Source organism: Allobosea sp. P1_A7 (assembly GCF_056406775.1).
On the sequence record NZ_JBFTZN010000237.1, the window covers coordinates 1 to 14,233 of the forward strand.

14 protein-coding genes are annotated in these 14,233 nt (G+C 66.5%); 6 read left to right on the forward strand and 8 right to left on the reverse strand.

The window, feature by feature from the left end; translation table 11 throughout:
• Positions 1–156 (reverse strand): LysR family transcriptional regulator (locus tag AC1D34_RS28890; RefSeq protein WP_476826069.1); only part of this gene is annotated, 156 nt, incomplete at its 3' end.
• 206 nt (positions 157–362) lie between these two features.
• Here AC1D34_RS28890 and pbfA point away from each other — a divergent pair.
• Together pbfA and AC1D34_RS28900 are read left to right on the forward strand one after the other, a co-directional pair.
• The gene (gene pbfA / locus AC1D34_RS28895; protein WP_476826063.1) at positions 363–1,724 is read left to right on the forward strand and encodes a (R)-1-hydroxy-2-aminoethylphosphonate ammonia-lyase; all 1,362 of its coding nucleotides are present in this window, start codon (positions 363–365) and stop codon (positions 1,722–1,724) included.
• Between the two features lie 34 nt (positions 1,725–1,758).
• Positions 1,759–2,769, forward strand: a complete 1,011-nt coding sequence (locus AC1D34_RS28900) for a 2-hydroxyacid dehydrogenase (protein ID WP_441507387.1) — start codon at positions 1,759–1,761, stop codon at positions 2,767–2,769.
• A gap of 32 nt (positions 2,770–2,801) precedes the next feature.
• Here AC1D34_RS28900 and AC1D34_RS28905 read toward each other — a convergent pair whose 3' ends face one another.
• A complete protein-coding gene (locus tag AC1D34_RS28905; protein ID WP_441491341.1) occupies positions 2,802–3,701 on the reverse strand; it encodes a LysR substrate-binding domain-containing protein in 900 nt (299 codons plus the stop codon).
• A 115-nt stretch (positions 3,702–3,816) separates the two neighbouring features.
• On the opposite strand from AC1D34_RS28905, the gene AC1D34_RS28910 reads away from it, so the two are divergent.
• Genes AC1D34_RS28910 through AC1D34_RS28925 form a run of 4 tightly spaced genes read left to right on the forward strand, consistent with a single transcriptional unit; the run spans position 3,817 to position 8,719 of the window.
• Entirely contained in the window at positions 3,817–5,187 is a 1,371-nt protein-coding gene (locus tag AC1D34_RS28910) for a M20/M25/M40 family metallo-hydrolase (RefSeq protein ID WP_476826064.1), read from the forward strand.
• 49 nt (positions 5,188–5,236) lie between these two features.
• Positions 5,237–6,847, forward strand: a complete 1,611-nt coding sequence (locus tag AC1D34_RS28915) for an ABC transporter substrate-binding protein (protein ID WP_476826065.1) — start codon at positions 5,237–5,239, stop codon at positions 6,845–6,847.
• Between the two features lie 58 nt (positions 6,848–6,905).
• Positions 6,906–7,886, forward strand: a complete 981-nt coding sequence (locus AC1D34_RS28920) for an ABC transporter permease (RefSeq protein WP_441491344.1) — start codon at positions 6,906–6,908, stop codon at positions 7,884–7,886.
• Positions 7,883–8,719: an ABC transporter permease gene (locus tag AC1D34_RS28925; protein WP_441491345.1), complete on the forward strand. Its 837-nt coding sequence runs from the start codon at positions 7,883–7,885 to the stop codon at positions 8,717–8,719. Before AC1D34_RS28920 ends, AC1D34_RS28925 begins: the two co-directional genes overlap by 4 nt.
• A 186-nt stretch (positions 8,720–8,905) precedes the next feature.
• Here AC1D34_RS28925 and mnhG read toward each other — a convergent pair whose 3' ends face one another.
• The 6 genes from mnhG to AC1D34_RS28955 all read right to left on the reverse strand — a co-directional run.
• A complete protein-coding gene (gene mnhG / locus AC1D34_RS28930) occupies positions 8,906–9,274 on the reverse strand; it encodes a monovalent cation/H(+) antiporter subunit G (protein ID WP_476826066.1) in 369 nt (122 codons plus the stop codon).
• Complete coding sequence (locus AC1D34_RS28935; RefSeq protein ID WP_476826067.1) at positions 9,271–9,447, reverse strand: hypothetical protein; 177 nt, start codon at positions 9,445–9,447, stop codon at positions 9,271–9,273. The genes mnhG and AC1D34_RS28935 overlap by 4 nt, the downstream gene beginning before the upstream one ends.
• Positions 9,444–9,929 (reverse strand): Na+/H+ antiporter subunit E, encoded by a 486-nt coding sequence (locus tag AC1D34_RS28940; RefSeq protein WP_441491348.1) that lies wholly within the window; start codon positions 9,927–9,929, stop codon positions 9,444–9,446. Before AC1D34_RS28940 ends, AC1D34_RS28935 begins: the two co-directional genes overlap by 4 nt.
• Positions 9,926–11,560, reverse strand: a complete 1,635-nt coding sequence (locus AC1D34_RS28945) for a monovalent cation/H+ antiporter subunit D (RefSeq protein WP_441491349.1) — start codon at positions 11,558–11,560, stop codon at positions 9,926–9,928. The genes AC1D34_RS28940 and AC1D34_RS28945 overlap by 4 nt, the downstream gene beginning before the upstream one ends.
• Entirely contained in the window at positions 11,560–11,901 is a 342-nt protein-coding gene (locus AC1D34_RS28950; RefSeq protein ID WP_441491350.1) for a Na+/H+ antiporter subunit C, read from the reverse strand. Before AC1D34_RS28950 ends, AC1D34_RS28945 begins: the two co-directional genes overlap by 1 nt.
• The coding region (locus tag AC1D34_RS28955) for a monovalent cation/H+ antiporter subunit A (protein WP_476826068.1) at positions 11,892–14,233 on the reverse strand (2,342 nt) is incomplete at its 5' end. The genes AC1D34_RS28955 and AC1D34_RS28950, both read right to left, overlap by 10 nt.

Sequence of the window (14,233 nt, forward strand, 5' to 3'; positions counted from 1 at the left end):
GTGCTGCCGGCTGAACAGCAGCACGTCATACTCCTCCTCGAGCTTGCGGACCTGATCGGAGATCGCCGGCTGCGTCAGGTTCAGCTCGCTCGCGGCGCGTGAGAAGCCGCCGGCGAGCGCGACCTGATGGAAGGCACGGAGCTGGACATAGCGCATGGCGGGATCCGCGCAGGGTGGAGCCGGGGAGGCGATACGCATCAATGCAACGATTCAAWTTATGCGTCGATCGAAAATAACGATTTTTCAGATGCTCTATTGCCGGCGATGATGCCGACATCGAAAGCAGTCGCCAGTCGAAAGCAGTCGCCAGGGGAACGCCCGCCGCAACGCCGGCGCGTCGCCTTGGCCCGGGAGTTTCAGATATGTCAGGTCTTTCCGCCAAGCTCGTGCATACCGAAGGCGAGTCGAACACCTCGGCGGCGCGCGGCGCCTGGTCGGCGCGGCTCGATGACAAGGCGACGCAGAGCCTGCTGAAGCGCGACGCCGATGCCTTCCTGCACCAGAGCCTGTCGAGCCCCTGCGTCACGGCGATCGCCAAGGCCGAGGGCATCTGGATCCAGGACACGGCCGGGCGCCGCTACATGGATTTCCATGGCAACAGCGTCCACCATATCGGCTATGGCCATCCCCGCCTGAAGGCTGCGATCAAGCAGCAGATCGACGATCTCTGCTTCGCGCCGCGCCGCTTCACCTGCGAGCCCGCGGTCGAGCTGGCCGAGACGCTGGGCCGCCTTGCCCCGGRCGATCTCGGCAAGGTGCTGTTCACGACGGGCGGTTCGGATGCGGTCGAGGTGGCGCTCAGGCTTGCGCGCGCCGCCACCGGGCGCTTCAAGACCTTGTCCTTCTGGGATGCGTTTCACGGTGCGGGCTTCGGCGCCTCGAGCGTCGGCGGCGAGGCGACCTTCCGCTCCGGCATTGCCGGGCCGCTCCTGCCGGGCGCGGAGCATGTCGCGCCCTGGGCGAACCATCACTGCGCCTATGGCCATAACAGCCTGGAGGATTCGGCTCGCGCCTGCGCCAGCATGATCTCCTATGTGCTCGGCCGGGAGGGCGATTTCGCGGCCCTCGTCGCCGAGCCGATGCGGGCGACCCCGAACCCGCCGGCGCCCGGCTTCTGGAAACTGGTGCGCGAGGCTTGCGACCGCCACGGCACGCTCCTGATCTTCGACGAGATCCCGACCGGGCTCGGCAAGACMGGCCGCTTCTTCACCAGCGAGCATGACGGGGTGACGCCCGACATTCTCGTCGTCGGCAAGGCGCTGGGCGGCGGCATCCTGCCGATCGCCGCGGCGATCGCGCGGCGCGACCTCGATGTCGCCGGCGATTTCGCGATTGGCCACTACACTCATGAGAAGAACCCGGTGACGACGCGCGCGGCGCTGACCACGATCGCGATCATCCGCGAGGAGGGTCTGCCGGAGCGCGCAGCTGAGCTCGGCGGTCTGGCGATGGACCGTCTGCGCGCCTTCGGCGAGGGCTCGCCCCATGTCGGCGACGTGCGCGGGCGCGGGCTGATGTTCGGGGTCGAGATCGTGGCCGACAAGGCGGACATGGCGCCCGACAACGCGCTCGCCGAACGGGTCTATTATCGCTGCCTCGAAGCCGGGCTGAGCTTCAAGATCAGCCAGGGCAACGTGCTGACGCTCTCGCCGCCGCTGGTGATCCCGCAAGCCGACCTGGACCGCGCGCTCGACATCGTCGAGACCGCGATCGCGGCCGGCTGAGGCGCCTCTGACTTCCCGACCGAAAGGGTCCGCTATGAAAGCCGTCCGCACGGACCGTGAACTGGAATGCCCCGAGATCGACGCCGGCCTGCGAGCTCGCGGCGTCGAGCTCGTCACCTTGCCCGATGGCATCCCGGAGGCCGCGCTGATCGAGGCCGTCGCCGACGCCGAGCTGATCCTGATGTGCTACACGCCGATCACGGCTCGCGTCATCGCGGCTGCGCCCAGGCTCAAGGGCATCGTCAAATACGGCGTCGGCATCGATGCGATCGATATCCCCGCCGCAAGCGCGCGTGGCATCCCGGTCGTCAATGTTCCGGAATATGCCGAGGAGACCGTCGCGGAGGGCGCCTTCGCCCTGATGATCGCGCTGGCCAAGCGCCTGCCCGAAATCGGCCGCGCCATGGCGACTGAGGGCTGGATCTGGCCGGAACAGCGCTGGATCGGCCGCGATATCTCCGGCGCCACGCTGGGGCTCGTCGGTGCCGGCAAGATCGGCCGCAGCATGGCCCGGATGGCGGGGCAGGGCTTTCGGGCCCGTGTTCTCGGCTACGATCCCCATGTCGACCGGGCAAAGCTCGCTGAGGCCGGCATCGAGAAGGTCGACGATCTGCATGCGATGTTGCGCCAATGCGACTTCGTCTCGCTCCATTGCGTGCTGAACGCGGCGACGCGCGGCTTGATCGGCCGCGCCGAGCTCGCCTGCCTGAAACCCTCCTCCGTGCTGGTCAACGTCTCCAGGGGAGCGCTGATCGACGAGGCGGCGCTCGTCGAGGCCGTGCTGGCCGAACGTCTCGGCGGCGTCGGGCTCGACGTCTATTCGACGGAACCGCTGGCCAAGGCCGGGCATGTGCTCAGCCCGCTCTTTGGCCGCGACGACGTCATTCTCTTCCCGCACCTGACCTTCTTCACGGTCGAGGCGATGCGGCGCCTCTCGGAGGATACGCTCGCCCGCTGCTTCGAGGTTCTCGACGGGCGGCCGGTCGAGGTGCGCTCGCGTGATCCACGGCTCCGCGCGCAGCGCGAGAACGTCGCCTTCGCCTGACGCGCAAATGTCCCCGCTTCACCCGGGCGGCTTCATCCCGACCGCAGCGCGCGGATGTCGCTGCGGTCGTCCGGCAGCTTGGCCGTGACGTCGAAGAAGGCTTTGACGACGGACCGCATCCGCTCGCTCTTGAGGCAGGCGACATAATCCGTGCTCGCCACCTCGCCATCGCTGAGCTGCAGGGTGGTGAAGCGTCCGGAGCCATAGGCTTCGAGCTCCCAGACGATGCCGTGGCCGAGGCCGGCCGCCACCGCCTCGCACAAGGCCTCGCGGCTGCCCAGTTCGAGGACATAGCGCGGCTTGGCCTTGGCGCGGGCGAAGGCGGCGTCCACGAGCTTCTGCGTCATCGAGCCGTCTTCGCGACCGATCATCGCCTCGCCGTCCAGCTCGGACAGCGAGATCGATTGGCGACCGGCCCAGCGGTGGCTGTTGGCGACGATCACCACGCCGCGGTGATGCCAGAGCGGCATCGCGTGGATATGCGGATGGTCCGCGACGGCGGGCAGGATGCCGATATCGACATGGCGGTCGAGCAGCGCCTGCCGCACCATCCGGCTGTTGCCGGTCGAGACCGAGAGCCTGACCCGCGGATGCAACGCCATGAAGCGGGCGAACAGGCCCATCACGATATGGGGTCCGTCCACAGCCAGCCGCAGGCTGCCATCCTGCAGTTCCTGYGACGCCGCCAGCGTTTCCTCGATCAGCTCGTCCAGGCTCGCGAGCTGGCGCGACAGCGAATAGAGCCGCTCGCCCGCCTCGGTGAGCCGGACACGCCGTCCTTCGCGATGCAGCAGCTTGATGCCATGCCGCTCCTCCAGGGCCTTGACTTGGATCGTCAGCGCCGGCTGCGTCAGCCCGAGCACCTCGGCGGCCCGCGAAAAGCTGCCTTCGCGCGCCACCGCATCGAAGGCCCGGATCTGCGTGTAGATCATCGGTGATTGCACTCGTACCCATTAATTTCTCTATGTATCGATATAAAACTTCTAATTTGTCTAATAGTTTTAGCGCTGCGACGTTCGGCTCATGGATCAACCCGAGGCGAACATCGTGGACAGCGCAGAAACACATTCGCAGGCAGCAGCAGCACTCGCGCTGGCCAGGAGCCGGCGCGCCCAGAGCGTCGCAGCCCTGGCCGAGATCGTCCGGATCCGCAGCCTCACGGGAGAGGAGGGGGCGGCGCAGGGGCGCATGGTCGAGATCCTGTCTTCCGCCGGGGCTGCCGTCACGCAGGCCGAGCCGGATGTCGAGGCGATGTTCAAGGCCTTCCCCGATGTCGCGCAGTATCCGACGCATTGGCAGCACGATCTGATCCTGCCCTATGCCGGGCTCCCGACCTTCGAGGCCCTGCGCGACAGCGGCCTCCAGCCGGTGCTGAACTATGATGGCAGGCCCAATGTCGTCGGCACCTGGCGGGGCACGGGCGGCGGGCGCTCGCTTATTCTCAACGCCCATATCGATACGGTCACCGTCGAGCCCCTGGCGCAATGGACGCGCGATCCCTTCGGCGCGGAGATCACTGACGGCCTGATGTATGGCCGCGGCACCTCCGACATGAAGGGCGGCCTGATGGCCGCGCTGCTGGCGATGCGCTATCTCAGCGAGGCCGGAACGCGCCTGCACGGCGACGTCACACTCCACTGCGTCGTCAACGAGGAGCATGCCGGCAACGGCACGCTCGACCTCGTCACGCGTGGGGCTGCGGCCGATGCGGCCGTGGTGCTGGAACCGACCAGCAACACCATCGCCTACAGCCATCCCGGCGGTCTCTACTGGCAGGTCACGCTGAGCGGGGTCCAGCGCTCGCCGGGCGCGCGCTGGAACGGCGGCACGCTGGAGGGGCTGGGTGCGGTCGACATGCTGCCGCCGGTGATCGAGGCGCTGCTCGGGCTCGAGCGCCGCTACAACCAGGGCACGCCGGCCGGCGCCAAGCCGCCCTTTTCACTGACCATGGGCAAGATCGCGGGCGGCCATTACGAGACGGTCACGGCCGGGGAGGTGGTGATCAAGGGCGGTGCCTATTTCGCGCCCTCGCTCGGTGCCGTGACCGATATCATGGATGGTTTCCGTGACGCGATCGCAGGCGCCAACGCCGCTGACCAGGGGCTGCGCCGCCATCCTGCCAGGCTCGAATTCCTGCACCATGACGACAGCACGGATCAGCCCGCCGACCTTCCCGTTGCGCGTGTGATGGGGGAGGTGCTGGCGCGCCGGGGGGGAGACGGCACGGCCTATCCCGGCCATTTCTGTTGCGACATGCGCCATCTCGTGAACCAGGGCGGAATCCCGAGCATCATCTTCGGGCCGGGCTCCATCGCCCAGGCGCACAAGCCCGACGAGCATATTCCGATCGACGATTTTCTCGCGGCGATCGAACACCTGATCGCGWTCATCGCGGAGTGGTGCGGCACGGAACTGTAGGAGGCGGCCCAGCAAGGGTTCGCCCAATCATAAAGGGGATTGTCCAGACATGGGTATGAGCAGGCTTCCGGCTATCCTCGCAGCAACGCCGCTGGCGCTCGCTCTTTGCGGCGCCGCTGCGCTGGCACAGAGCTGTCCCAAGACCGGCGGGACGCTGACCTATGTCTATTCGCTCGAGCCGACCTCGCTGTCGACGATCGCCACCTCGGCCGTTCCGGTCGCGCTGATCTCCACCAAGATCTATGAGAGCCTGCTGACCTATGAGGGCCCGGCCCTGACGCCGAAGCCGGGCCTCGCCGAATCCTGGACGATCTCCGACGACAAGAAGACCTATACGTTCAAGCTGCGGCCGGGCGTGACCTGGCATGACGGCAAGCCCTTCACGGCGCAGGATGTGAAGTTCAGCGTCGAGGACATCATCCGCCCCTATCATTCCCGCGGAAAAGTCTATTTCGGCGACGTCGAGGCGGTCGAGACGCCCGATGACCTGACCGTGGTGTTCAAGCTCAAGGCGCCGGTGCCGTTCTTCATGAACGTCTTCCAGCCCGGCGAGGCGCCGATCATGCCAAGGCACGCCTTCGACGGCGTCGACGTGAAGGCGGTGGCTGCGGTCCGCGCTGCGCCGATCATGCAGAACCCGGTCGGGACCGGCCCGTTCCGCTTTAAGGAATGGCGCAAGGGCAGCCACATCACGCTGGAGCGCAATCCAGGCTACTGGCGCAAGGGCTTCCCCTGTCTCGACCAGGTCGTGCAGCGGATCATGCCGGACGGCGCGGCGCGCGCCATCGCCATCGAGACCGGCGAGGTCGATCTCGCCCCGATGAGCAGCCTGCCCGAGGCGGAGGTGCAGCGGCTCGAGAAGATCCCGGCGCTGKAGGCCTCGCAGGCCGGAGCCGAGGCGCTCGGTCCCAATCTCTGGCTCGAGGTCAACATGCGCGATAAGCCGCTCGCCGATCTCAAGGTCAGGCAAGCGCTCAGCCTCGCGCTTGATCGCGAGCGCATCGTCGATGTGATCTGGTACGGCCAGGGCAAGCCGGCGCGCGGTCCCGTCGTCAGCACGAACTCCGCCTTCAACAAGGCGCTGAAGCCCTATGAGTACAACCCGCGCAAGGCCAACCAGCTTCTCGACGAGGCCGGCTATCTGCGCGGTGCCGACGGGGTCCGCTTCAAGATCACCCAGCATTTCCTGCCCTATGGCGAGAACTGGGCCCGGCTCGGCGAATATGTCCGCCAGGAGCTCGGCAAGGTCGGCATCGCGGTCGAGACCCAGAGCGCCGATCTCGGCGGCTGGCTGAAGGCCGTCTACACCGACTGGAGCTTCAATCTCACCAGCACCTTCTCGCATAACTATTCCGATCCCTCGATCGGCGTGGAGCGCACGTTCCATTCCGACTTCATCAGGAAGGGCGCCACCTTCACCAACTCGATGGGCTACCGGAATGCGCGGGTCGACCAGCTCTTCGGGCTCGCCGCCCGCGAGATTGATCCGGCTGCCCGCAAGAAGCAGTTCGACGAGCTGCAGCAGATCCTGCACGACGAGCTGCCGGTGATCTTCCTGATGGAGATGTCCTACACCCATGTCTGGAACCGCAAGGTGAAGGGCCTGATCACCAACGGCATCTCGATGTATTCATCCTGGGACGGGGTCTCCAAGGACTGATGGGAACGCCGATGCGCTCGCGCCCCGTCATCACCTCCTCGTTCCGGGAAACGGCCTGATGTCCTCCCTGTCACTCGGTTTCGTGTCCGTTCGCCTGCTCCAGGTGGTTCCGAGCGTGCTGGGCATCGCGGTGCTGAACTTCGCGCTGCTCCACCTCGCGCCCGGCGACGCGGCCGAGATCATCGGCGCGCAGTCCGGCGGTGCATCGAAGGAGTTCGTCGACGAACTCCGGCGCTCGTTCGGCATCGACCGGCCGCTCTACCAGCAGTTCTTCATCTATCTCGGCAAGCTGCTGACCTTCGATCTCGGTGTCTCCAACGTCCAGCAGCGGCCGGTGCTGGACCTGATCGCAGACCGCATGCCGGCGACGCTCCTGCTGATGCTGACGGCGATCGGGATTGCCATCGTGGTCGGCGTGCTCTGTGGCGTCGTCGCGGCGATGCGGCACCGCAAATGGGTCGACACGATCGTCTCGGTGCTGGCGCTGCTGTGCTATGCGATGCCGCAGTTCTGGCTCGGCCTGATGCTGATCGTGCTGTTTTCGGTGACGCTGGGCGTGCTGCCTTCGGGCGGCATGATGACGATCGGCGCGCAGATGGGGCCGCTGGCCCGCGCCCTCGACATCGCCCGCCACCTCGTGCTGCCGGCGCTGACGCTCGGGCTCTTCTATGCCGCGGTCTATGCCCGGCTGATGCGGGCCTCGATGCTCGAGGTCTATTCATCCGATTTCATCACGACGGCCCGCGCCAAGGGCCTGTCGGAGGGACGCATCAGCCTGACGCATGCAGCCCGCAACGCGCTGATGCCGGTTGTGACGCTGGGCGGTGTCCAGATCGGCCATATGCTCGGCGGTTCGATCCTGGTCGAGACCGTGTTCGGCTGGCCGGGCCTCGGGCGCCTGCTGTTCGACGGCCTGCTGCAGCGCGACCTGAACCTGCTGCTCGGCATCCTGTTCATCTCGTCGATCCTGGTCGTGCTCTGCAACCTGCTCGTCGACCTCGTTTATGGCCTTATCGACCCGAGGATCCTGGCGCGATGAAGCGGAGCTTGCATTTCTGGCGGCGTTTCCGTCGCAACCGGGGCGCGGTCGTGGGCCTCGTCCTGCTGCTGGCGATCGTGCTCGCGGCGATATTCGGCCCGATGGTCTACACGGTCGATCCCTTCGACATGATCGGGCGACCGGCGCAGACGCCCTCCGCGCGCTTTCCGCTCGGCACCGACGTCACCGGCCGGGATATCCTCGCCGGCCTGCTGCATGGCGGCCGGGTCTCGCTGCTGATCGGGGTGGCGGCGAGCCTGTGCGCGACGATCCTCGGTGTCGTCGTCGGGGCGGCCGCCGGCTATTGCGGCCGGGGGAGCGACATCCTGCTGATGCGGCTCACCGATTTCTTCCTGACGATTCCCTCCTTCGTCCTGGCGGTGGTGATCATCGCGATCTTCCGCCCCTCGCTGATCAGCGTGATGAGCGCGATCGCGATCGTGTCCTGGCCGCCGGTCGCGCGGCTGGCACGGGCCGAATTCATGGCCCATCGCGACCGGGAATACGTCCAGGCCTGCCGCTCCATGGGGATGTCCGATTTCCGCATCGCGGCGCGGCATATCCTGCCCAACGCCCTGCCACCGGTCATCGTCGTCTCGTCCCTGCTCGTGGCGACGGCCATCCTGACGGAATCCGGCCTGTCCTTCCTCGGGCTCTCGGACCCGAACGTCGTCTCCTGGGGCTATATGATCGGCATCGGCCGGACCATGCTGCGGACGGCGTGGTGGATGTCGGCGATCCCCGGCATGGCCATCCTGCTGACGGTGCTCTGCATCAATCTCGTCGGCGAGGGCCTGAGCGACGCGCTCAATCCGAAGCTGCAGGAGCGCTGAGGCAACACCCGCTGAACTGGCATGTACGGCATGGGGCGACCATGCAGAAGTCGCTCCGGACGGCGCTCTGCTGGTGAGCGACGACGCCACCGCAGCGATCTTTCGCGTCGCGCCGGGCTCTCGCCGATAGTGTTTCGCTGCATCGAGGGCTGCGCCGGCTGCCGGCTCCAGGTTGCGACGCAGCGCCTATCCACCGTGCGTGCGGCGCAGGAGCGAGCGCGGAGGCGCCTCTCCGTTTCCCTCCGTTMGGTCGCGATAGAGGGCCGCGCGGGCGAGCAGCATGAGGGTGACCGGCGTCGTGACGATCATGAAAACGCCGATCAGGAGTTCATGCACCACCGGCCGGGAACCCAGCACCGAGAAGCAGACAATGGACGCGAGCCCGATCGCACCCGTCCCCCAACTCGTGCCCAGCGTGGGTGCATGAACCCGCTCGAAGAACCTGCGAAAGCGCAATGTTCCGATGGCTCCGAGGAGTGTCAGCCCGGAACCGAGAAAGACGAGGAAGGCCGTCACCAGGGCCGCCCAGGCGGGGAGGTTCTCGGCGTGGGTCATTCGATCACCTCGCCGCGCATAAGGAATTTGGCGAGCGCGATGCTCGATACCAGGCAGAGGACCCGGTCCTGCGCTCGCGGCCCCCGGATGACCCTGTAGGCGTAGCACCCCATGGCGACGACGAGCATGGCCTGGGCGGCCGTCACCGACCACAGGAGGATCGCGGCCGTCATTCGAAAATGTCCATAAGCAGCGCCTCATAGCGGTTCTTGATCACGGCGATCCACTCGGCCTCGTCGGCGAGGTCGAGGACATGGAGCAGGAGCACGCCGGATTCGGGGGCATATTCGACCCAGGCCGTCCCCGGCGTGCTGGTAACGATGCATGCCAGCACTGCCAGCGCCGTCCTGTCGCGCAGGTCGAGCGGTATGGCGACGAAGCCCGCGACACGATCGCGACGATCTCCGCGGATGATGATGCCGGCGACGGCGATGTTCGACTGCAGGATATCCAGCGTGACGATGCCCAGAAGCTTCGGAAGAAGCTGCCATCGCCTCAGCCGGGGCTTGGATGGATGGAGCGCCGCCATCGCAAGGGAGGCCCCGATCGCGACGGCCGCCCCGACGAGGAATTGCCCGGTCGAGAAAGAGGTCAGCAGGAGCCACATCAGCAGCAGCGCCGCGGTCAGCAGCGGATAGGGGAGAAGGCGGTTCATTGCGCACCGCCCGGCGGATGACCCGTTCCCAGCACGCTCTGGATATAGGTCGACGGGGCGTGAAGGGAACGGGCCGCAGCCTCCGTGTAACTGAGCATCGGACCGCCCCACACGGCCAGGACCGTGCAGAGCGCCAGCAGTGCGACGATCGGCGCGACCTCAACCATGACCACGCGCGGAACGAGTTCCTCGAGGGGCGCCCAGAAGATCCGGACGCCGCTGCGCATCATGGCCACAAGGGTCGCAAGGCCCGACAGGATGATCAGCGCAACCAGCAGCCAAATGCGCCCCGGGATCTCGGCGAGAGAGCCGAGTCCGTCCGGATTCAACATGCCCGTCAGCATCGCGAACTTGGCGATGAACCCCGATAGCGGCGGCAAGCCCGCGAGCAGGAGCGCGACGCATCCAAACGAGACGCTGAGGATGGCGAGCGCCCCCGGTACGGTCACGCCGACCTCCTGATCCTCGTGCTCCTCGCTCTCGTCCGTCTCGTCGCCATACGCCTCCATGGTGACCGACAGCACGTCTGCCGCTGGTTCACGTGTCCGCTCGACCAGCTCGATCAGCAGGAAAAAGGCAGCGACGCTGAGGCTCGAACTGACGAGGTAGAACAAGGCGCCCGACACGACCGCAGTGTTGCCGATGCCGACGGCCGCGAGCAGAGTCCCCGAGGAGATCAGAACGCTGAAGCCCGCGAGCCGGCCCAGCGCCTGGGACGAAAGCACCCCGGATGTCGCGAAGAGGATCGTCGCCATCCCGCCCCAGAGCAGCACCGTCCCGCCGAAGCCCGCCGTGCCCCCGGCCTCGGGGGCAAAAAGCAGCAGGGAGAGGCGCAGAAGCACATAGGTGCCGACCTTGGTGAGCACGACGAAGATCGCGGCAACGGGGGCGGCCGCCGCCATATAGGCGGAAGGCAGCCAGAAGCAGAGCGGCCACATGCCGGCCTTGACCAGGAACGCGATGCCAAGGATCGCGGCGCCTGTGTGAAGGAGCGCCCGGTCCTCTGCGGACAGTCCCGGGAGGCGGACGGCGAGGTCTGCCATGTTCAGCGTTCCGGCGGTCCCATAGATCAGGCTGACGCCGATGAGGAAGAGAAGCGAAGCGGCCAGGTTGATCGCGATATAATGGAGGCCGGCTCGTACCCGGAACGCGCCCGATCCGTGCAGCAGCAGGCCGTAGGACGCCGCCAGCGTGACCTCGAAGAAGACGAAAAGATTGAAGAGGTCGCCCGTGAGGAACGCGCCTGCGAGCCCCATGAGCATGAACTGGAAGAGCGTGTGGAAATGCGGGCCGGCCCGGTGCCAGCGCGCCGTCGAGAAGACAAGCGCGGCGACCGCCAACGTGGATACGAGGGCGAGCATCAGCGCCGACAGCCGATCGAGCACGAGCACGATGGCGAACGGCGCCGGCCAGTTGGCGAGGGCATAKGATGAGGAGAGGGCGCCGCCTCCGTCGGCAACCCCGTCCGCCAGTCGCATCAGAACGATCGCGGTCACCAGGAGCAGCACGCCCGACGCAATGCTGAGACACGCCTTCAGTGTGTGGCGCAGCTCGTCGATCAGCAGGAGAGCCGCCCCCGTGATCAACGGGAGCAGGATCGGGACGATGAGAAGGTGTCTCGTCCAGTCCATCAGTTCGGCTCTCGCCCGTCGACGTGATCGTTGCGGGTCAGCCCGCGGGCGACGAGCAGCACCACGAGGAGGAGGGCGGTCGTCGCAAAGCTGATCACGATCGCCGTGAGCACGAGCGCCTGCGGAACCGGGTCGGCCAGATCCGCCGGATTGCCTGCACCGCCGGGCCCCAGCACGGGCGCTGCAGCGACCCGCAAACGGCCCATGCTGAAGATGAAAAGGTTCACCGCATAAGAGAGGAGCGAAAGGCCGATGACGAGCTGATACGTGCGCGGACGCAGGACCAGCCAGACTCCCGATCCGGTGAGCACACCTATGGCGATCGCAAGCGTCAGTTCCATCGCTGGCGCTCCTCTTCGAGACGGGCCGCGCGCAGGCGGCGGATGGATTGATGGGCGATAGCGATCAGCATCAGGACCGTCGCCCCGACCACGACGCCGAACACGCCGAGATCGAACAGGGTCGCGCTCGCCAGAGGGACCTTCCCGACGATCGGCAGCTCCAGATACCGGAAATACGAGGTGAGGAAGGAATCGCCCAGGAGCATCGAGGCCGCTCCGGTGGACGCCGCAAGCAGGAGACCGCCGCCGATCCAGGCAACGGGAAGGATGCGCAGCCTGTCCTCGACCCAGATTGTCCCCGCCGCCATGTATTGCAGGATGAAGCCCGCCGCCATCGCGACGCCTGCGGCGAAGCCTCCTCCCGGAGCGTCATGACCGCGCAGGAAGAGATAGGCGGCCAGTACGATCACGACCGGGAACATCCACTGCATGATGACGGACGGCACGTAGAGATATTCCGCCTTGGTCGCTCCGACCTCCGTGTCCGGCTCAGCCTCGTCATTGGAGCGCTGGATGCGCTGCTGCTCGGGCCTCTCGATGCTGTCCGGTGCGGGGCGGAAACGCCGGAGCAGCGCGAAGACGGTCAGTGCCACGACGGCGAGGACCGTGATCTCGCCAAGCGTGTCGAAGCCGCGGAAATCGACGAGAATGACGTTGACGACATTCAGGCCGCCGCCTTCGCTATAGGCCTTCTCGACGAAGAATTTCGCGATCGAGTCCGGCGGCGTCCGCGTCATCACCGCGTAGGAGATCGCCGTCATGCCCACGCCTGCGACGACGGCGATGGCAAGGTCCCGGAAGCGGCGCAGGCGCGGTTGCCAGCCCCTCGGTTCGGGCACGTCCTGCGAGCGCTTGGGCAGCCACCGCAGACCGAGCAGGATGAGCACCGTGGTCACGATCTCGACGACGAGCTGGGTGGCCGCAAGGTCCGGCGCAGAAAGCCAGACGAAGGTCAGGCAGGTCACGAGCCCTGTCCCGCCGAGCAAGGCAAGGGCTGCGAGCCGATGGAACTTGGCCTGATAGGCGGCAGCGACGGCGCAGATCATGCCGACGGACCAAAGGCCGGTGAAGGCGAAATCCGTCGTCCCATTGCCGGAAGGACCGAAGGAGAGGCCTGAAGCGAGCAGCGGGACGGTCCCTGCGGCGACGGCCACCGCCACCAGCAGGCGCATCTGGGGCTGAAGACGATTGGTGCCGAACGCGCCCTCGAACAGATGCGCCCATCGCCACGAAATCGCGACCATGACCCGCTCGAAGATGCGCTGTCCCTGAATCCGACCAAAAAGGGGGGGACGCTCGCAACGTTCGAGGTAAGCGCCGGCGACGCGATACAAAAGCACGCCAGCGACCAGCGCGACGATGCTCATCGCCAGGGGAAGATTGAAGCCGTGCCACAGAGCCAGGCTGTATTCCGGCGCGGCGCCGCCGAGCACGGACGACACCGCGACATGCAGGAACGGGCCGATGGTGTAGGCCGGGAAGATCCCGACGACGAGGCAGGCGACGACCAGGAACATGACCGGGAACCGCATCCAGAACGGCGGCTCGTGGGGTTCGCGGGGAAAGCTCTCGGGCGGCGCTCCCAGGAAGATCGAATGGATCAGCCGTAGGGAATAGGTCACGGCCAGGGCGCTGCCGAGCACGGCGGCGTAGGGGGCGGCGGTGTCCAGCCAGGAATCGGCGTGGGTCTCCACGGCTTCGGCGAAGAACATCTCCTTCGACAGGAAGCCGTTCAGCAGCGGTACGCCAGCCATGGCGGCGCAGGCCACCATGGCCAGCGTGCCGGTGATCGGCATGTACCGGAACAGTCCGGAGATCCGCCTCATATCGCGCGTGCCGGTCTCGTGGTCGATGATGCCGGCCGCCATGAACAGCGATGCCTTGAACGTCGCGTGGTTGAGCATGTGGAAGATGGCCGCGCCGGCGGCGAGCGGGCTGCCGAGGCTGAGCAGCAGCGTGATCAGGCCCAGATGGCTGATCGTGGAGTAGGCGAGAAGTCCCTTCAGGTCGTTCTGGAACATGGCGAGGTAAGCKCCGAGCACGAACGACGTCATTCCCGCGATGCCCAGGATCATGAACCATTCCGGCGTACCGGAGAGCACCGGCCACAGCCGCGCCATGAGGAAGACCCCGGCCTTGACCATGGTGGCCGAATGCAGGAACGCCGATACGGGCGTCGGCGCCGCCATGGCGTTGGGCAGCCAGAAATGAAAGGGAAACTGCGCGCTTTTCGTCAGCGTGCCGAGGAGGATCAGCAGAAGCGCCGGGACGTATAGAGTGTGCGAACGGATGAGGTCGCCCAATCGGAGGACGTCGTCGAGGTCATAACTGC

Coding starts and splice junctions, on each gene's coding strand:
- AC1D34_RS28900 (WP_441507387.1), top strand. CDS start 1,759: ATGAAAGCCGTCCGCACGGACCGTGAACTGGAATGCCCCGAGATCGAC.
- AC1D34_RS28920 (WP_441491344.1), top strand. CDS start 6,906: ATGTCCTCCCTGTCACTCGGTTTCGTGTCCGTTCGCCTGCTCCAGGTG.
- AC1D34_RS28925 (WP_441491345.1), top strand. CDS start 7,883: ATGAAGCGGAGCTTGCATTTCTGGCGGCGTTTCCGTCGCAACCGGGGC.
- AC1D34_RS28935 (WP_476826067.1), bottom strand. CDS start 9,447: ATGACGGCCGCGATCCTCCTGTGGTCGGTGACGGCCGCCCAGGCCATG.
- AC1D34_RS28940 (WP_441491348.1), bottom strand. CDS start 9,929: ATGAACCGCCTTCTCCCCTATCCGCTGCTGACCGCGGCGCTGCTGCTG.
- AC1D34_RS28950 (WP_441491350.1), bottom strand. CDS start 11,901: ATGGAACTGACGCTTGCGATCGCCATAGGTGTGCTCACCGGATCGGGA.